Below are 19,045 nucleotides of genomic sequence, written 5' to 3'. Positions count from 1 at the left end.
GAATCAAATTATTTTACACTAAAGGACGCCTGGTAAATCTTGCCTGCTTTATCCTTCATCTCGACGGTATATAGCTGCCCCTTGCTGAAATCGCTTCCCGCTTTAAAACCCAGGAAATTATCCCCGTACAGTATCTTTTGCGGTTGCGACCGGATAACCTTACCAGAGGCGTCCTTAAACCGCACTTCGGCCATATATTCACTGTCAAATGAGTAGAACCGGATGTTGATGGTCCCGGTTTCCACCAGGTAGTCACCCGCAGGCTCACCCGGCCGTTTCAAAGCCATATAGCTGATAATCTTTGGCGAAGGCGTTGGTGCATTTGGCTGTTGCACGGTGAATGTCCATATATCGCTGAAGGCGATGGCGTTGCCGTTATTGCGCCCGGTAATCCTCCAGGCGTATACTTTACCGGTGTCCAGTTGCTTGCTGGATGCGGGGTAATTCAGCAGGAGTTCCCTCAGCCTTCCCGCCCCGAATACCGGCACATTGACCTGTACCGCCTCGCTGCTGCTCTGGCCCGGTAATACCTCGACCAATGTGAGGTCGTAACTCAGGTCACCGAAGAGGTTAGGCGGTGTCGGCGGCAACCAGCTGAACTGTGGCCAGGCCGTCTGAAGCACCGCTTCATGGGCAGGCGTGCTCAGCAAGGGCGGGCTGAGCGGTTCCACGTTCACACTGATGCAGTTTTCCGCAAGAACGGCATGATGCGAACCGGTCAGGGAATAACAAGCCAGGTAATTACCTGCCGGCAGCATGCCGTTCGGGTCACGGTCATTGTTGAATGCCGGGGAGAAGTAACTGTATTGTATCGGTGATACATCCGCCACCTGCAACTGGGCGGCACCTTTGCGGAGCGTGATTGTACGGGAGATACCGGTCAGCAGCACCTGGTTGGTCTGTACATCCTGCAGGTTCAGGGTAACGGTAACGAGCTGTTCCCCTTCGATAGCTGATACCAGCAGCATATTCCATAGCTGGTTTTTCATCAGCACACCGGCCGGTGGCACCTGTAGTGTCATTGTAACCTGGCCCTGGCAGAAGACCGAAAAACAAAGCATACAGATAGTCAGGCGAATCCTGTTTTTCATCAGCATTGGATTTTAGAATGTTTTGAAATAAGTAAACCGGCCGATATTGTTATGCTCCAACCTCCTGTCCGGCCCCGGGATAAATCCCTTGTCAAATAAAAACCTGAACTCACCCAGGAGGGGGACTTTGATGGCTGCGTTGCCTGAATACCCTACCTGCCTCAGGTCATAAGCGGTCTGCAGGTTATATTTAAGGCCGCCGCCCACACTCAGCCATTTATTGCAGGTATACTGCGCGTTACCGTCCGTCGTATATAACCGGTACCAGGTATTGGATGCCCTGGAAAGATTGAACTGCAGGGTAAGCTTTGGCAGGAACAGAGACTGGTTGATGAGTAAATTTTTTGTGTTGAAATAAACAAACCCACTGTCCTTCGAACTGTTGTAGAACTGCGTATAGATCAGCGATGTACTGAGCGTATTATCCTTTAACCTGTAATAATGGCCCAGGCTTGCGGTCAGGTTATAGAACATATTCTGGAGATACCTGTCTTCCGACAGCCTTGTTAACTGGGAACTGGGAAAATAACCCAGGGATATTACCGGCCACTTGTTTTTCCGGTAGGTAGCCTGGATACTCTTGAAGACGGTTGTGCTCTTAAACCCTGCGGGTATGTAGGGATTGGTAAAATCATTTTCATTAGCGGAAGCAACGATTTCCACTGTCCTTTTGAACAGGCGCTGACTTACCCTGATGTTCCAGATGCGCTGGGCAGCGCCATTGGTAAAAATGCTGAAAGACTGGAAATTAGTGCCCAGGCGTTTATAATACCCATTGATTTGCGTTTGCGTGGAAGGTATATAAGAAGCCAGCTTTAGCGAATAGGCTTCGTTGGAATGATCCTTAAAGCTCAGGGCGGAAGCCAGTAGCCCTGTTGATTTGTCGCCGGCCTGATAGACGGGCATAGAAGATTTAGCCAGCTCCACGGTCAGCAGGTGATGGACCCCCAGCCGGTAATTACCTTCAATGGTAAATCCCATCAGGTAAGGAGACAATTGGCCGGGTCGCACCGTATCGGAAAAACTGCTATATAGCTGTCTTCGTCCTGCATAGTAGGACAGGATGATGTTGTTACCATCCTTCATGCCCCGACCCACCCTCACAATACCAGCATATTGCCTGGGGCCTGGCTGGTCCTGCACCACGAAGTCCCTGAAACGGTATTCCAAGGTCCCCGCCGCAAATGCGACGTACCAGGAAGGATTGTATTCTACCTGCAGGCCGGTAAGCATAATGTTTTTCAGGGATAGCTCAGAATAGTTAACCACATTGGTGCCCAGCCCTACAGAGCGTACCGCCATCAGGGATTTATATCCTTTTGGCATGGCTGAATCAGGAATACCATACTCCTGCATCCTGGCTTTAAGCTCCTGCACGTTGCTGATGGCGTCAATTTTCCTGGCACCGGCTCCGGATCTGCCCGTCAGGGCACGCAGCCGGCTATAGGTGGCTTCAAGGGTCTTGACCTCTTGCTTCAGCGAGTCGTACCGCCCCTTTTTAGCGCGGAGGTCATCCCGGAGGGAATCTGCCCAGGCCTTGTAAGCTGCAAGGGTATCCAGGTATTTTCGGACGCCTTTTGCGCTATCAGAACCGCCGGGTAACCTGGACATGGCTTTGGCTTTTAACGAGTCTGTCCTGCCGTGGAGGTTTCCCAGCTTCGACAGGGCAGAATCCCGCGACATTCCAGCCACCTGCCCCTTTTGTAACCCGCTGCCGGTTAGTGATACTGGCAGAAAGGAGGGCTTCCCTGGCAGGGTTAGGATTGAATCAGGGTAAATGGCTAATGAATCAACCTTCTGTCCCAACATAGCGGCATAACGCTTAGCCAGGTATTCCCGCTCTCTTATCTCCACCTGCCGTTGGAGGTAACCTGGTCCTTCCAGTTCACTGCGCAAGCCTGACAACTGCTGGTACTTAATATCCAGTAGCCTGCGGATGGAGTCCATTTTAATTGCAGGAATTCCCTGCAACGTTATTTTTTCTTTCAGCCTGTCGCGGACGGTTTGCTGAAACTGGTAACTATTGAAAAGGAGGTTGACATTATTAAAGCTTTTGAGCAGCCGGGCGTTGCCAAACCTGGTCGTGAAAAAAAGCCGCATAGGATAATGATCCTTTACAGTAATGTCCAGATAGGCCTGCACCGTGTGTTGGTAAACATCCTGCTGGGCGTATGGCGTATCAAGATTGGAATAGTAGTTCACATCATAGAGCACATTGCCATGAATTTTCAGTGCTGATTTTTTTGCAGGAGGAACCGGCGCTGCCTGCCACTTCATTTTTATGGGCTGCCTGCCAGCCGTAGCTGTATGCGAACCGCGGTCTGTTATAAAAATGATCATATGCTGTGTTTTTGTGCTGTCGAGGCAATATTCAACTACCTTCCTGCCTGGCCGGGAACTTTGTCCCGGCCGCTGTTGTCCTTTCCCTATCACCGTAACCAACAGGAGCCAGCACAGGCAGGATAGTAGCCTTTTCATCTAGTTTTCTTTTAGGATGAGTGCATTGAGATAACTGAACTGTCCATAGCTGCCGGTATTGCTGTTACTGTACACACCGATATATATCTTACCGGTGGCGTCAGGCACCAATGCTGTAGGAAGCGTGGGGGATACCGCATACTGGCCGGTATTGCCATATGCGTTTTGCAGGTGCACCTGGTTGCTGCCGCCCACTTTCACGTTGAATGTGGAATATTTAGGCGAAGTGGTCGTCACGTCCCTGGAGCCCAGCATGAACAGGCTGTAGGTCTTCGATGTATCCAGCCCTGTTATTACAAGGTTATAAGTGCTGCTGAACACCTTGTTAGCATTGTACCAGTAATTCTTCAGTGCCAGGTCAGGCACGGCCCCGCTGTTGTTACCGGTCTGTGTGCCCTGTCCGTCAAATGCGTTGGTGCCACCGAATGGATTCCAGTAATTAGTGCCTGTGCCGCCGGAGTTAATACCCCAGGTTGTTACAGGATCGGTAAAGCTGTATACGGCAGAATTGGTCAGGCCGTAAGCATTCAGCCAGCCTGGCAGGGAGTCTTGTTTAGCTGCAGAGAAAAACACCCGCATGGTTTTCTTTCCACCGTTATCCGGGAAGACATACACTTTGGCTGTTACCCCCGTTTCTCCGTTATCTGTCGTTATGGCTGTCAAACGGAAAGAATAAATACCGTTGGTGAGGTGATTGATAATTGTTGTAGGTGCAGTATCACTTACGATGGTAGGGTTGCTGGGCCCGGAAACCTTTGTCCATTTAAAACTGGCAATGTCTGTATTGTTCAGAACGACATTCGCCGACAATTCTATGGAAGAATCACTTGGGCTCAGAGTTATGGCTGTATCACGAACGGTTAAAATAGGAAGATTACGGTTTTCATACTTTATGGTATCAATATCAATTACACTGATATGTGCAAAGGAACTGCCGCTTGCCGGCCTGATGTTAATATCAACGGAATCCCGGTCGGCGATATATTCAAACAGGATAGCCTGGTCATAGTCCGCCGTGGCATTAGTACTATACTTTGTTTGCGCAGTTTCACCCTGGCTCCAATCATGCTCTGCGATCTTTGCCTGCAGTATCCTGGGGGTACTGGCATCATCCAGCCTTGCTCCCCACAGCTTTATTTTGTAGGCTTTGGAGCGAACCATACCGGTTATTCTTATACTTGCAGGGTTTGAATAGGTTGAGCTATGGGTAAACATGTTATCGGATACAGCTTCAGCGGGATAATCAAGTACGTTGGAGCTAAAGCCATTATAGTTGATAGCCTTGGTAGTACCACTGTTGAATGTACCCAGGGGATTACCAATCAATTTAATGGTAAGCCCACTGGCGGTACCGGCTGTAGTCACCAGGTTTTCCAGCTTGGCGCCGTTGGTAAAGCCTGCGCTGCCACCGGAACCATACCAGTTGTTCCAGTGTTTTGCTTCAAAATCCGGTGATGGAGAGGGGCTGCCATCAGCGGTTGTCCCATTTAGGGTGTTGACTCCATCACCACCCAGATCAACCAGCACCCTGGAGGCGGAGATATTGATGATGGCTGAGTCAAGGGTAAGCACATTGGACCAGGAAGAAGATTCCCCGCTTTGGTAATTTGCTTTTATCCTAAAGTAACGTTTTCGCGTATCAGGCCGGGTGAACGATTTTTTCATGACCGAAGGATCGGTAATCACATCGAATATCGACCAGTCGGAGCCGTTGAGCGAAGACTCCAACGTATAGGAATATACACCAGTATTCTCCTGGAAATAGGCGAGCCATCTTTGGGTAACTTCATTAACCAGAAGTGAGGTTCCCGCACCTGTCAGGTGTATATTGTCCCAGATAACATAAGGTGCAAGGATCCTTGCAATGGAACCCGGCTCAAGGAGTATATTAAATCCTTCAATATAGCGGTCAGGCCACAACTTACGGACGGAATCAGCCAGCGCCCGGGACTTAACCTGTTGCAGGCTGTCAAAATCATTGCGGGGCTGGGTGGTTTCAATAAAGAGCACCACATCGTTGGCCTTACAGATGCTGTCTATCTCCCGGTAATTACGAATGGTGGTATCCAGCTTAACCCCGGTCATTACATCGTTGCCGGGCAAGCACATGATGATAAAATCCGGGTTGTAGCTTAGCGCTTTTGTGATATTATGGGCGGGATCACCATTTCTTTCGACGGTATGAACATCAAAGCTTGTATATCCGGCCACCGCAAGGTTTGTCCAGGAATGACCTGTGGTATTTTGGGACAGCCAGGCATCTATCTTATCCGTTAAGCGCTCCGGGAAAGACATCCTGAACCCGGCGAGGGTTGAAGCGCCGATACCTACGATCTTCGGGGTATCCGTCAACGTCTTGTTGTTGACCCCCCATTTCAGTGTAAAACGATAACCTGCCGCGCTTTTTGTAACAAGTTTCAGGTTTTTGACATTGCTGTAAAACCCGAAGTTCTTATTGGTGATCAGGTTAAGATCCGCTGATTCTACATAGACCCTTTCCCCATAACGGAGGCCCGGATAAAAGGATATTCTGCCACTAAGGGTATCGTACAGGATACCTTCTGTGGAATCCCTGTATTGAAATTCGCCATTGCGCCAAACCTTGATCTGCTTATTGGCAAAGGCACTGTTGGTGTAGGCTGCATCCCCAGCCTTCGGAAAATTTGCCGTGACCCCGACCCGGAACTGAACAGCCTTGCCGCGGGTAACAGCATCCACCTGCCGGAACTGCGTAACGCCGTTACCGACGTTATATAGGTAACCATTGGTGTTTTTCGTTGCATTATTGATGACCAGTTCTCCGTTAACCACTTTAACGGTATCGGCTTTTACCTGGATGCGTGTTTGCGATACAGCGCCCAGTACCGGGAGTAGCAAGATAAAAAGGAGGATGGCTTTTTGCATAAGAAACTGGATATCGTTATAAAATGAAATGTTCTTTTAATTTTCCTGCAATACCAGGGCATTCAGGTAACTGAAAGGCCCATAGGTTGCCGTATTAGAAGGCGCATAGACGCCGATATAAATCTTTCCGTTTGCATCAGGTGTAAGCGCGGTGGGCAGCGCAGGACTGGCCGTGTACTGGCCCGTATTCCCAAAAGCATTTTGCAGGTATACCTGGTTGTCTCCATTACTGTCCTTAATATTGAAACACGAATATTTTGGCGCCCCCGTATTGGTATTGCGTGAACCCACCAGGTTAATCTTATATGTTTTGGATGTATCCAGCCCGGAGATGACCAGATTATAAGGCCCGCTAAAGGCCGTATTGGAGCTGAACCAGTAATTCTTCAACGCCAGGTCAGGCACAACCCCTGAATTATTGCCGGTTGTTTTACCCGAACCATCATAAGAACTATATCCGTTATACGGTGTCCAAAGACCCGTTGCCACCGAATGCAGGCGCCAGCCAGTTATTGGATCCGTGAAGCCCGCTGTATCCGTGTGTGGGGAGCCATATGCATTCATCCAACCGGGGATAGCATCCTGCCTTGCAGATGAAAAATGAACACGCATGGTTTTTTTGCCATTGTCGTTAGGAGACACCAGCAGGCTTGCTGTCGCGTTGACTTCCTCTCCGTTTACGGTTGTCACAGTTATTTTGTACGTATAGATACCGTTAGTCAGCTTGTTTACAAAAGTGGAAGCCTGTGTAGGCGTAGCAAAAGTCGTTGTACTCGGACCGCTCACCTGCGTCCACTGATAAGTGCTGATCGTGCTTCCGTTGGCCGTGATAATGGGTGTAAGCTGGTAGGAAGAATCATTACTAAGGGTAATATTCAGCGGTGTGAATTTGACAAGCGGCAAGAGACTGGGGACATAAGGCACTGTATCAATGTCTATCACCCCTACATGCCAGTAGGTGCTTCCCGGTGCTACACGCAGGTTGATATCAACAGAGTCCTTGTCGGCAATATAATCGAAAAGGATAGCCCTGTCATAATCAGGAACAGCGGCCGTCGGATATTTTGTATCTACCGTTAAAGCCGAGTTCCAGTCCTTATCACCCAGTTTTGCCTGCAGGACCCTGGCTGTAGCAGTGTTATCAAGCCTGGCACCCCACAGTTTTACTTTGTAGGCCTTGCTGCTATTCAGGCCAGTCAGCCGCAGCGTAACCCCATTGGGACTGGTAGAGCTATGGCCGAACATGTTATCATAAAGCGCCTGCATCGGATAATCAAAAGCGCCTGTTTTAAAACCGGTATAATTGATCCCCTTGGTGGTACCGCTGTTAAAGGTTCCAGTCGGTGTGCCGATCAGTTTAACAGCCATACCGGTGTTGGTATTATTAGTGGAGCGCAGGTTACCCAAAAACGCACCGTTGGTAAAGCCGGTGACACCGCCCGTGCCGTACCAGTTATTCCAATATTTTCCCTGCCCGTCCGGAGAAGGTGTTGGTTTGCCGTCAAGACCGGTTGGCCCCTGCGTATATAAACTGTCACCGCCCAGGTCAATTAAGACCCTGACTGAAGAAGTAGTAATAATGGTGCTGTCTATCGTGACCGTATTGGAGTAAGGGGAAGATTGCCCGTTTTTGAAGTCTGCCCTTATCCTGTAATGCCTTTTGCGTATATCGGGCTTGCTGAATGTTTTTTTCAGGATATCCGGATCCGTTATGTAATTAAAGGCCACCCAGTCCGTCTGATCCGTTTTGGTTTGGATGCTGAACGAAGAAACGCCCACGGTTGCCTGAAAATAATTCTGCCAACGCTCAAAAAGGCGGTTGGCAACAGGCTGGTTGCCTGCACCTGAAAGATTACTGCTGTCTGCCTGGGAGTAGGCAGGAAGAAGGGATGCCGGCCTCGATGTGCTGTAGTCTTTTATATCAGTAAATGCTTCCACATACCTGTCTGGCCAGGCCTGCCTGATGCTGTCTGCCATCACCTCAAGTTTTTGCTCATTGGCGTCACTGAAAACGGAACGCGGCTGGGCAGTCTGGAGAAAAGCAACAGCACCTTTGGCTTTACAAAGATTATCAATCTCACGCAGGTTTTGCAGCGTAGTCGACAGCGGGATATTGTCCGCCACATCCTGGCCGGGCAGGGCAATAAAAATGATATCAGGTTTATAACTCAAAGCCTTGTCTATATTGTAATTTGGATTGCCACCGCTGGCAACTGTGTGAATATCCGAGCTGCGAAAATTGTTTTGCGCAAGATTGATCCAAGAAGGGGAGACTGTGTTCTCCTGGAGCCAGGCATTGATCTTGTCGCCCAGCCTGTCAGGAAAGGACAACCCCTGACCGTAAAGCGTGGAGCCGCCAATGCCCACCACTACAGGGCTTTCTGTCAGGGTCTTGCTACTTGTTCCCCATACCAGAGAAAACTTGTGGCCTAGAACTTCGCTGGCAGCCAGCTGAAGGCTGTTACGGTTTGTATAAAATCCAAAGTTTTCGTGTTGCAAAAGGTCCATTTCAGCAGCTTCGATGGATATCTTTTCGCCGTACTTAAAAGCCGGTTTAAAAAGCAATGAACCTGTCAGCGTATCGTAGAGGATACCATCAATGGAATCCCTGTATTGAAAGACACCGTTGCGCCAGACTTTAACCTGGCGGTCTATGAACGCAGCATTAATATATATTGAATCACCGAGGTCAGGAAAGTTAATAGTATCTTCTCCAATACGGAACTGGACAACATTGGCTTTGGTGATGCCTTCAAGTGATTTAAAACGTGTAATGCCGTTACCCTGGTTATATAAATAGCCGCTCGTATTTTTTGTAGCGTTTGTTACAACAAACTCGCCGTTGACAACCTTGACGGTATCATTAACTACTTCTATTGAAGTTGAGTCTGATTGGGAATAAACATGGAAGGACAATACTGTTGCAAGCAACAAGGCTAATGCTTTGCGCATAGGACATTGGGTTGTTTAAAGGGCAATACATTACCTTGAGGCGGTATACATTTTTTTGTACAAACGTCTGCCGGGTGATCTATTAGACCACATTAAATGTTCAATATAAAATTATTTGCAGGAGACTGATATAGGTCAGGGTGCTGCGGTATTCAGGCCGGGTGTCATGTCAAAGTGTTTAGGTTATTGGATGTTGTTTCGAGCCAAGGTTGATTCTAATTATTGTTGTCTGAAATTAGAAAAGATAATTTAACCACCAAAAAAATTAAGATTAAAATTCAAATATTTTTTTACTACATATATTCAACTTTTTTGATAGCATTCAAAATGAAATTAAGAAGTGTACTGGTCTGACTTATGAGTAGAACATATACTATAAGTATTGGTACGAAAAATATTTTAATATCTCAAAAATTAAAAGGCAAAAATTGAGTTGGATATTTCGCATTTACTTTTTCTGTTACCAAGGATTAACTATCTTACCGTTTTAAGATTTTTTGGTAACCGTTATAGCCTGTTGGTGCTTCTCAAACAACGGTATATTCTTTAAATCAAATAACCAGCCTGGTCCTCATCCTTGAATGCCGATATTGTTAAACAATCTTTATGACGGGACTAGCATGCGTGATCTAAAAAAAATCACAACCCAGGTTTTCTTCCCCTTACTGACAGGGGCTTTTCTTTACAAATATGGATCCTGGATGGGAGCCTTAATCTTCTACTTACCCGACGGCTTGTGGGCATACGCGCTTGCCAGTTCCCTTCACCTCATTTGGGGCAGAGAGATGAACCACCTTTGGATCATGCTTATGTTTTGCATCTTCGTTTTTTTCGAGCTTCTTCAATATCAACACGTGATTCCTGGCACTGGTGATATCCTGGATATTATCATCTATTTTGTTTTCGCAGGTTTTTCATTTTTTTTTAATACCCGCTTTCACCTTAAATTCATCAACAATGCAATCTATCTTTAAACACCTCTCATCCGCTTTGGTCATTATTGTATTTTTTGCATTAGCCCTGGCAAGCGCCACCGCCAAGGACATTGATGTCTCCAAACAAACCGGTCAGATACCGCCAGACTTTCAGCCCGGCAAAGACACACTGCTTGTCGTGACCAATACACTGTTTGGCATAGGCGTCTCCAGTACTATACGCTCGTCCATTAAAGGGTACAAAGGACCCTATTTGCTTGTCAAATATGAAGACCTGAAAAACTATGACACTTCCACCTACCGCTACAGTATATTTCTGTCCCATAACCCTTCTTTGAACCTTGATGAAAAGGGGCGGCCAGGACCAGGCAGCGTTTCCATTGTCATGGAAGACAGGCAATCCAAAAGTTATTACAGAAGCCGCGGATTTCATAATCACGGGAGCCTGATGAGAAGATACGCCGAGATATTCAATGGCATGATGGAGTAAAATCCTTTTTGCAAACCCGGCTGTGATCATTACAATTTTGTTTATAAGTAAAGATCATTTTGGAAGTTTTACTACCAGGCCAGCGTAATTATACACAATGCAAGTGCATAGAAATGGGCAAATGCAAAAAAAGTTTAAAAGTCAAATTGGCTTGTTCAAATTGTATTACTATTGCTCCCTCAACATATCCGACTATCCTTTAAGCCTTAGGAAATTAACATAGGCCAAACCCTTGTTTATTTGTTGCCCGAAAAGCGCCTTATCACCTGCTGCTGCCGGACAATTCAGAATGCATAGGCACAAAGACTAAAGACCTGCGGCCTGGTGCTGCTGCTCGCGGTATGTTCATGCAATAACCAATCAGTAGTAGCGCCTTCTCCTGCTCCCCCGGAGCCTTATTTATTAAAGGCCCGGTCCATCAATATCGGGGACAATGTTGGCGGCTTTTATGAAGCGATTCCTCCATCTTATGCAGAGAGCAGCAGAAAGTATCCACTGCTCTTATTTTTTCATGGATCAGGTGCACTTGGCAATGGCAAAGAAGATTTAAGCAAAGTGCTAAAACTTGCCCTGCCCAAATTGATTGCTGAAAATAAACTGCCGCTTAGCTTTACTTCGGGGAACCAAAACTTTTCCTTTGTTATCCTGATGCCTCAATTCAAAGCATGGCCCAAACCAAACCAGGTCAGCCAGCTGATCAACTACGCGTTTGGCATCCAGCCCTTCAAGCCGGAAAAGGAACCGAAGCCCATAGACGGTATGTTTGAAATATGTTTCTAAGCTGTATTTTGCTGCTGTTGCGATACATAGAGGTAATCTTCTATCTGGTCATCTTCCAGATTCGTTGGAAGGCTGTTGAAATACAGGGCCATCTGCGCTATATGCCGGGTATAATTACTAAGTGTACTTGTTCTACGGCTTGAAGTTGACATGCGCCTTTTGAAACGGCGGTACATATCAGAAAATCCCTGTACTTTAGTACATACCTGCGCTAACAGTGTGGCACTTTTCGGAGAACGTTTTGTAGTGCTCATAATTTTAGATTTTTGGTGAAAAATCAAAAACTGCAAACGTTCCTCCGATAAAGCAATAGCAAAGGCTACCGAAGGTTTAGTGCAACATTGGGTTTTATGCAAGCTGGGCATGACCAGCAAACATCAGCCAATTGCAAATCCAGGCTGTGGTTCGGGCTGGACGAGCAACTTTGAGCTTTTGTTCTTAAATTCAACTTTATATTTTCAATCAGCAGCGGTTGTGGCCGGACGGAATTCTAATTCCCAACCTGCATAATGCCCTGCCCGTTGGTGGCAATTAAATTTGACCCACCCTACCTAATATGCAAAGTGGGACAAGACAGCAACAATACAGAAAATGCTTATATACTCCAACTTCAGGCTGTGCAAAACTTCGATGTTCAATATATAACATAGGGAAAATGAAATTTGAGTGCAGAAGAATATCAATAATTTATGACGAATTTGGCTGCAGCGTTACCCTATCGGAAAATGAAGATAAGTGATCATCGGTACTGGACATAAAAGCTGTCAGCGTAATGGCTTCAGTGGAAAAGTATATTTTGCTCCGACGGACTTTTTTAGAAGACGAATTTGAAAGTGATTATTATTACATCGAAACAAATGACCCTGAGATATCAGGTGAGCTTACAATATTTAGTATCTACTTATATCGTACACATTTATCAATGACTTATGGAAATGAGCTGATTGAAATCAGTCTTAATGTAACCGACAGGGAATTTGAAAGTTTGAAATAGGGGTTAAGGAAATTGACTGGTGGCATTGGTCACTTGATTATTCCTGAGTAACGAAAAATACTATCAAATGTTTTTTTCGGATATAGGCATTAAGCTTAAAGTACACGCGTTTTTGTTATCAGTGGATATTGCCTCTGAACGACATTAAAACCATATTCATGCATTGACCAACACTTTGATCCAATAATAGTTGAAATTTCATAATCCGATCGTTATTGACGTCAATTGATTTTCCTATAAACTGAGAATTCATTATCCGCTTGATAACTTTTTGTGGTATACCGCTGTCTTTGCATCAAGCAAAACTCTGAGAAGATATGCAGGATAACCTCCCTGTATACAACTATGCTAAGCTGTCGTTATTACACCTGATATTTCTCAATGCCTTCACTCCAAGCGATTCCGGGGATGGATACAAATCAGGCGTTAGAAAAAATGATGTTTAAAACTCCGTAGCGTCAGAGGTGACTGTCTTTTAGTTCCAAGATTTTTTCACTTACATTTTAACCTCTTAATGCACTATGCATATCCGATAAAACAACACTATTCGGAGTTTTCAATGTTAGGTGCTGTTGTGGATAACAGTAAGATGGCGGAAAAATAAGCGTACCTTTGTACAGATATGCTATTCTTTGTAAAGTTTTATAAAGAGCAAGGTGAAAAATCGATTTCTGTTCGGCAAAAAATTCGACTAAAAATATAAGTGATTGATTTGCAATAAGATAGATTCCTGTAAGTAATCCCTCCGGAACATAAAAAAATGGATGACCTTTCTACCTACAAAATGCTCCGCCGGAGCATAGTAACGCTTACGTTTATTTCTACCTTATCCTATCATTTATCCTGCTCATACAGTAATCAGGCATTAAATCCCCGTCTGCGTTCCTCCGTAATGGCCTTTCTATCCACACTATGCTCCCCTGGAGCATAGTAACGCCAACGTTTATCCTACCTTATCCTTATCATTTAATACTGCTCATGCAGTCATCAGCCATTAAGTCCCCATCTGCGTTTCATCCGCTAAAAAATCATCCGCCTTTTACACATCAACAGACCGGTAACCAGTAACCTGTAACCGGCAACCGTCTTCCGGGTGAGGGATTGAAGCGGTTACCCCGGTGAGGCCATCGCAGCAGGGCTTTTGTGCCGGAGTAATAGCGAAAAGCCCGACCCCTTGCGATAGCTTGGGGGCACCCCCTAATCAGTGCCTTATTGCAGGTTACAGGTGGCTGTTTTTTTAGCTTAAAACAAGCCTGTCCCGTTTTGCCCGCCCGGTTTAACGGCCCTTACAGCGATGATAACCTGGTAGCAGGGGTCCACATGATCAAGGTACTCACCGTGCGGCACTTCTCCAAGCCCAAGGCCCCACAAAAAAGCCGTGGCTGAAAAAACGTTGCCATAGGTTTTGATGGCCGCATCCGCAGAGAAGTTTGTTTGCATGGCCATCGTCATGCCACGCTCGGTAAAAGCCCACAGCCAGTTTTCGCCCCATTTGCCCGCATCAATCTGCGTAATGCCCGGCGCGGTAAGCAGCAGTACGCCACCCGGTTTTAAAATACGGTAGCACTGCTGCAAAGCCCGGTTAAAATCGTAAATAAAATGCAGGGTTTGCGTTAGTACGATGCAATCAAAATAATTGTCTGCAATGGGTATTTCATCGGCCTTTGACAGGTCGCCGGCCAGGGTGGCGCCGGGAAAATTGGGGTGCAGGTGCAGCACTTCACTTACCGTAACTTTTTCGCCACCGTACGCTTTGGTGTAAGCATTATCCCCTATCTCCATTACACAGCCTTTTATGTCGGCCTGGTGATCGTGCAGGAAGGCTTCTATGTAATAGCGGTCAATAGGGCCGCCGCGGTCGAAACCAAAATCGTTGCTGATGGGTTTTATCCTTTTAAAGCTGCCCCAGTCAATAGCGCCTTGTGCCACTTCTTTCGGCGTTTTACCAAGTATTTTCTTTAGCGGTGTAACTACTTTTTTAATATCGCGGCGCAGGCGGTTACGGGCATTAAGCGCCTGCATTTTGGATATGATGCCCGGCTGGTTAAGCTTTAATACCTGCAACTCATCGTTGGTAAGCAGGGGGCGCAGGTAATGGCGGCGGTTGAGGTAATAGAGTTTGTTTTTAACCAGCACATCCGTATAATATTCATTCCAGTTTTTAATGCCCTTCGCATACGCGTTTTTTTCTTCCAGGCTCTGCAGCTCCGGCTCCTGCCTGCGCAGTACGGTAAGCACATGCTGCAGCATCATGGTAATGTTGCGGCTCATGTTGTTACCGTGAATCCTGTAAGCCGCTATTTTTTCACGGTGCATATAAATAGGAAACCTACGGGTAAGCTTCAGGTACAGGTCGTAATCTTCGGCGGCACGCAAGGTAGTATCGTATTGAAAAGTGTTGAATACCGAACGGCGGTACATAACCGCCGCATGCATACCGATGAAGTTGCCCTGCAGCAGGTCTAAATAATGGTCTTGGTGCCTGGGTATGTTTTCATCTTCTTCAATAATTTCACCTTCTTCGTTTACCTTATAATGCCCGCCCGCCACCGCGGCCACAACAGGGTTATTGGCAAAAGCATCCATTTGCAATTGAAACGCGTCCGGGTAAAACCAATCATCCGCATCCAGGAAAACCAGGTAATCGCCGGAAGATTCCCGCACACCTGTGTTACGTGCAGCGCCAAGGCCCTGGTTTTGCTGCCATACATACTTTACCTGGCTGTAAGCCTGCGCAATTACTTTTGTAAAATCGGTAGAGCCATCATCAACCACAATAATCTCGTAATTCGTATAGCCTTGCTGCAATATGCTGTTAAGGGCTTCTTCCAGGTAATTACCGTGGTTATAACAGGTAATAACAACGGAAATAAGGTTGGTTGGGGAATGGTTCATGAAGATTGCTTTTTGTTTTTTAGCGGCATCCGGTTGCGGTAATAAAAAAACAAGCCGGAAACAATGCCGTTCAGTTCGGGTATGTAGGTGCTGTAGTTATAGGTAAAACGGCTGCGCAGCGCTTTGGGAAAAATCCGCAGGTACCAGGGTAGCAATTTGCGGTACAAATGCCGGAGGTTGCCTTTATGTCCAAAACGCTCATGCTGTATATACAGGGCGGCGGTAAAGCCACGCATGTAATAGAATATCTGCCTTTTTAATGCCTTCATCTCCCGCCGGTGCTGGTGGTAGGCTACCGCAAGGGGTGTATAGCGTATGGTGTAGCCGCTGGCCAGTATGCGGTACCAGTATTCAGAATCTCCGTTACAGCCTGCCGCGCCAACATCCAGCCGTTCATCAAAATAGCCAATTTTGCTGAATATTTCCCGCCGGAAAGCCATGCTGGCGCCGGCGCCGATTTCCCAGGCTGGGGCGCCTTCCTGTACATGCGCATTAAACCAGGCAGCGTCATAATCTTTAAACAAATATCCGCGGTTAAAGGTCCAGAAACTTTCGAATACCAGTTGTGCCATGCCGGTAATTTCTTCGGCGAAAATGAGGCCCGTAACACCCATTACATTATCCCGGTTAAAGGCCTGGGCCATGTAATACGTCCACAAACTATCCAGTACGGCATCATCATCCGTATAAGCTATAATACTGCCGGTGGCAGCTTTGGCGCCGGCATTGCGGGCAAAGTCCAGCCCGGGGCGGCTTTCCAGGCAATACTGCACACCCGGAAAAGAAGCTACCACTTCTTTGGTAAGGTTATCTGTGGGGGCATTGTCAACAACAATAATCTCCAGGGGCTTGTGTTGTTGCTGCAGCAACCTTTGCAGGCAGCTTTTAAGATAAACAGAGCGGTTACGGGTGCAGATTACCACGCTTACCTGGCCGGGAGAAAATAAAAGCGGCCCGTTTACCACAAAAATCCCGTCTGCAAAGCTGTTCCATTTATCCTGCTGCTGCCCCAACCAAATTTGCTGCACGGTTTCATCAATAGGTATATGCTGCACGTCCGCATAGTGCCGCAGGGTTGGCAGCATTGCTTCATAAAGCTTTGGAAGCAGCGCAGCACCATCATAACTATCCTCTTCGTAAATAAAATAGTGGCAGAGCGGAAAATTGCGCCACCATAATACCAGGTAGGTATTCTGCCCGGAAAGCCTGACACAATCTGTTACCGGAAACTGTTTTTCCGTATTAACATGGGCCATTATAAAGGGTTGAAAATCGCTCATACATCAGCCTCCGTTGCTGGTTTTCATGCTTAATGTAAAAGGTAGCTTCGGCCTTACATAACCGCTAAAGTTACCATACCATTTATGTTCTCCCTGCACATCTTCCACGTCAAAAAAAAGGCATTCTTCGTAATAGAAAATATCATCAGATATATCTTTTAGAAACACCAGGGATATTACATAAGAATCATTGTTCAGAAAGTTTCCAGGTATGGTGCAAGCGCCTTCCACCAATCCATTTTCAGCCTTTAGCGGGTCTGACAGCGTAGTAAACACACACTCGCCTGATACAGTAAAAAGGTACATACCCACGGAAATATCAAGCTGCGGCTGCAGGTTCCAGAACTCAAACTTTACATGCACCGTGGTTTCTACAGTCACCTGCTCCGCAGCATGGCCCGTTTCCGGCTGCAGGTACACTTTTTTAATCCTGATATTGTTATCGCCGGGGGCTTTGTCCGGATTGGAGTAAGTCTGTATCCTTTTCTTTTTCTGCAGGCTGTGCAGGTATTGGCTGATGACTTTTTCCGGCGTATTGTCGTTAATTATCCTGCCGCTTTCCAGCAAAATAACCCGGCTGCAAAAGCTCTGCACGGCGTGCATGCTGTGGCTTACAAATAAAATGGTACCGCCCTGTTTGGAAGACACTTCCCTTATCTTGTTCATGCTTTTTTTCTGAAACTCAGAATCCCCTACGGATAAAGCTTCATCCACAATCAGTACATCCGGCTCCAGGTGTGCAGCCACTGAAAATGCCAGCCGCACATACATGCCCGAAGAATACCTTTTAACCGGCGTATCTATGTATTGCTCTACGCCGGAAAAGTCAATGATTTCATCCAGCTTTTTATCTACCTGTTTGCTGGTCATGCCCAGTATGTTACCGTTAAGGTAGATGTTTTCCCGGCCGGTAAGCTCTTCATGAAAACCTGTACCTACTTCCAGCAGGCTGGCTACGCGGCCACGGCCTTTTACAGTGCCTTTGGTGGGCCTGGTTACACGGGATAATATTTTAAGCAGCGTTGATTTTCCGGCGCCGTTTTTACCGATAATGCCCAGCACCTCCCCTTCCCTTACGGTAAAGCTTACATCGTGCAGCGCCCATAGCAGGTTTTGCTTCCTCAGGTCCTGCCATTCTTCGCCGGCAATTTTTTGCAGGGGGTCTTCTTTTTTAAGTACAGCCATATCCCACCAGCGGGCAATATCCTTCTTCAGCGTGCCTGAAGAAATAGCCCCCAGCCGGTAGAGCTTGTGCAGATTGTTGACCTCAAGTATCACATTTCCTGTCATTCAATTATATTTTACTCGCTAAACAGTATCAATAACATTTTGCTCCACACGCCCAAAAGCCACCAGGCCCACCACAAAGGTTACAACTGTAGCGGCAATGCCGTACAGCAGGTGAATCCAGTCCAGGTTGCCGGTGCCAAACAGGGCATACCTGAAAGCCTCCAAAATGGGCGTAAGCGGGTTGAGCCCCAGGAAAAACCGGTACTGCTCTTCTACCAGCGAAAAAGGGTAAAAAACGGGGGTGGCAAACATCATCAGGCGTATGGCGAACATCATCAGGTTCTGCACATCGCGGTAGCGTGCAGCCAGCGCGGCCATGACAAGCCCTACACCCAGCGAAAAAAAAGCGGTAACCAACACTAAAACCGGAACCAGCAAAAGGTAAATATTGGGGCGCACCGGTGTTTTTTCAACCAGTACATAGTACAGGTACATAGCCAGCAACATAAGGCATTGTATGCCAAACCGCGTAAGCTTCGACAATACCAGCGACACGGGAACTATGATACGCGGAAAATAGACTTTGCTGAATACGGAAGCATTGTGGTGAAAAACCGGCGAAATGGCACCGATGGCTTCTGAAAAAAAACTCCAGATAACAACGCCTGCCAGAAAAAACAGTTGCGGCGGCACATTATCCGTGGGTATGTTGAAGATGCGGGTAAAGATCATGAAATATACATAGGTGGCTATCAGCGGCTCAAGAAAAACCCACAACGGCCCCAGCACGGTTTGGCGGTAGCTTACTATATGGTCGCGTTTTACAAAACGCATCACCAGGTCTTTGTATCTTAAGAGTTCTGCGGGCTTTATATCGGGCAAACTGCCGGCAGGTTTAATTTCCCATAACCAGTCTTTTGTGTCCGGGCTCATAATCAGCGGTGTTTCAGCTACTAAAATATGCTATTAATTAATGGGCAGGCTTTCTGTTGAAGATATTGATTTACATAAGGACG

At 46.8% G+C, this 19,045-nt stretch carries 12 protein-coding genes; 3 read left to right on the top strand and 9 right to left on the bottom strand.

From position 1 onward, the window contains the following. Positions 1-8: 8 nt before the first annotated feature. From F0364_RS21275 to F0364_RS21260, 4 genes are all read right to left on the bottom strand, one after another. On the bottom strand, positions 9-1,091 hold the full coding sequence (locus F0364_RS21275; protein WP_153799835.1) for a hypothetical protein: 1,083 nt from the start codon (positions 1,089-1,091) through the stop codon (positions 9-11). Positions 1,092-1,103: 12 nt separating this feature from the next. Continuing rightward, positions 1,104-3,431: a hypothetical protein gene (locus F0364_RS21270; protein WP_153799834.1), complete on the bottom strand. Its 2,328-nt coding sequence runs from the start codon at positions 3,429-3,431 to the stop codon at positions 1,104-1,106. Positions 3,432-3,569: 138 nt separating this feature from the next. Beyond that, complete coding sequence (locus F0364_RS21265) at positions 3,570-6,473, bottom strand: SGNH/GDSL hydrolase family protein (protein WP_153799833.1); 2,904 nt, start codon at positions 6,471-6,473, stop codon at positions 3,570-3,572. Positions 6,474-6,509: 36 nt separating this feature from the next. Beyond that, on the bottom strand, positions 6,510-9,425 hold the full coding sequence (locus F0364_RS21260) for an SGNH/GDSL hydrolase family protein (protein ID WP_153799832.1): 2,916 nt from the start codon (positions 9,423-9,425) through the stop codon (positions 6,510-6,512). Positions 9,426-10,382: 957 nt separating this feature from the next. On the opposite strand from F0364_RS21260, the gene F0364_RS21255 reads away from it, so the two are divergent. Continuing rightward, positions 10,383-10,850 carry a hypothetical protein gene (locus tag F0364_RS21255; protein ID WP_153799831.1) on the top strand — a complete coding sequence of 156 codons (468 nt, stop codon included), beginning with the start codon at positions 10,383-10,385 and terminating at the stop codon, positions 10,848-10,850. 324 nt (positions 10,851-11,174) lie between these two features. Continuing rightward, complete coding sequence (locus tag F0364_RS21250; RefSeq protein ID WP_153799830.1) at positions 11,175-11,630, top strand: hypothetical protein; 456 nt, start codon at positions 11,175-11,177, stop codon at positions 11,628-11,630. Here the strand turns inward: F0364_RS21250 and F0364_RS21245 are convergent. Next, complete coding sequence (locus F0364_RS21245; RefSeq protein WP_153799829.1) at positions 11,627-11,884, bottom strand: hypothetical protein; 258 nt, start codon at positions 11,882-11,884, stop codon at positions 11,627-11,629. The genes F0364_RS21250 and F0364_RS21245 overlap by 4 nt on opposite strands. A 518-nt stretch (positions 11,885-12,402) precedes the next feature. Between F0364_RS21245 and F0364_RS21240 the strand changes: the two genes are divergently transcribed. Further along, positions 12,403-12,624, top strand: a complete 222-nt coding sequence (locus F0364_RS21240; protein WP_153799828.1) for a hypothetical protein — start codon at positions 12,403-12,405, stop codon at positions 12,622-12,624. Positions 12,625-13,866: 1,242 nt separating this feature from the next. Here the strand turns inward: F0364_RS21240 and F0364_RS21235 are convergent. From F0364_RS21235 to F0364_RS21220, 4 genes are read right to left on the bottom strand one after another with little or no spacing between them, the layout of a single operon-like run. Next, positions 13,867-15,519: a glycosyltransferase gene (locus tag F0364_RS21235; protein WP_153799827.1), complete on the bottom strand. Its 1,653-nt coding sequence runs from the start codon at positions 15,517-15,519 to the stop codon at positions 13,867-13,869. Further along, on the bottom strand, positions 15,516-16,799 hold the full coding sequence (locus F0364_RS21230) for a glycosyltransferase family 2 protein (RefSeq protein WP_153799826.1): 1,284 nt from the start codon (positions 16,797-16,799) through the stop codon (positions 15,516-15,518). Before F0364_RS21230 ends, F0364_RS21235 begins: the two co-directional genes overlap by 4 nt. Before the next feature lie 3 nt (positions 16,800-16,802). Next, on the bottom strand, positions 16,803-18,089 hold the full coding sequence (locus F0364_RS21225; protein ID WP_153799825.1) for an ABC transporter ATP-binding protein: 1,287 nt from the start codon (positions 18,087-18,089) through the stop codon (positions 16,803-16,805). 18 nt (positions 18,090-18,107) lie between these two features. Further along, a complete protein-coding gene (locus F0364_RS21220; RefSeq protein WP_153799824.1) occupies positions 18,108-18,962 on the bottom strand; it encodes an ABC transporter permease in 855 nt (284 codons plus the stop codon). Between the last annotated feature and the right edge of the window lie 83 nt (positions 18,963-19,045).

The sequence above is a fragment of the Foetidibacter luteolus genome, assembly GCF_009650435.1.
Lineage (GTDB): Bacteria > Bacteroidota > Bacteroidia > Chitinophagales > Chitinophagaceae > Foetidibacter > Foetidibacter luteolus.
Note: the sequence above shows the minus strand (reverse complement) of the source record. Positions and strands in the feature narration are given on the sequence as shown.

Excerpts from the sequence above, each read along its gene's own strand:
- F0364_RS21275 (WP_153799835.1), bottom strand. The coding sequence starts at position 1,091 with ATGAAAAACAGGATTCGCCTGACTATCTGTATGCTTTGTTTTTCGGTC.
- F0364_RS21270 (WP_153799834.1), bottom strand. The coding sequence starts at position 3,431 with ATGATCATTTTTATAACAGACCGCGGTTCGCATACAGCTACGGCTGGC.
- F0364_RS21265 (WP_153799833.1), bottom strand. The coding sequence starts at position 6,473 with ATGCAAAAAGCCATCCTCCTTTTTATCTTGCTACTCCCGGTACTGGGC.
- F0364_RS21260 (WP_153799832.1), bottom strand. The coding sequence starts at position 9,425 with ATGCGCAAAGCATTAGCCTTGTTGCTTGCAACAGTATTGTCCTTCCAT.
- F0364_RS21255 (WP_153799831.1), top strand. The coding sequence starts at position 10,383 with ATGCAATCTATCTTTAAACACCTCTCATCCGCTTTGGTCATTATTGTA.
- F0364_RS21245 (WP_153799829.1), bottom strand. The coding sequence starts at position 11,884 with ATGAGCACTACAAAACGTTCTCCGAAAAGTGCCACACTGTTAGCGCAG.
- F0364_RS21240 (WP_153799828.1), top strand. The coding sequence starts at position 12,403 with ATGGCTTCAGTGGAAAAGTATATTTTGCTCCGACGGACTTTTTTAGAA.
- F0364_RS21235 (WP_153799827.1), bottom strand. The coding sequence starts at position 15,519 with ATGAACCATTCCCCAACCAACCTTATTTCCGTTGTTATTACCTGTTAT.
- F0364_RS21230 (WP_153799826.1), bottom strand. The coding sequence starts at position 16,799 with ATGAGCGATTTTCAACCCTTTATAATGGCCCATGTTAATACGGAAAAA.
- F0364_RS21225 (WP_153799825.1), bottom strand. The coding sequence starts at position 18,089 with ATGACAGGAAATGTGATACTTGAGGTCAACAATCTGCACAAGCTCTAC.
- F0364_RS21220 (WP_153799824.1), bottom strand. The coding sequence starts at position 18,962 with ATGAGCCCGGACACAAAAGACTGGTTATGGGAAATTAAACCTGCCGGC.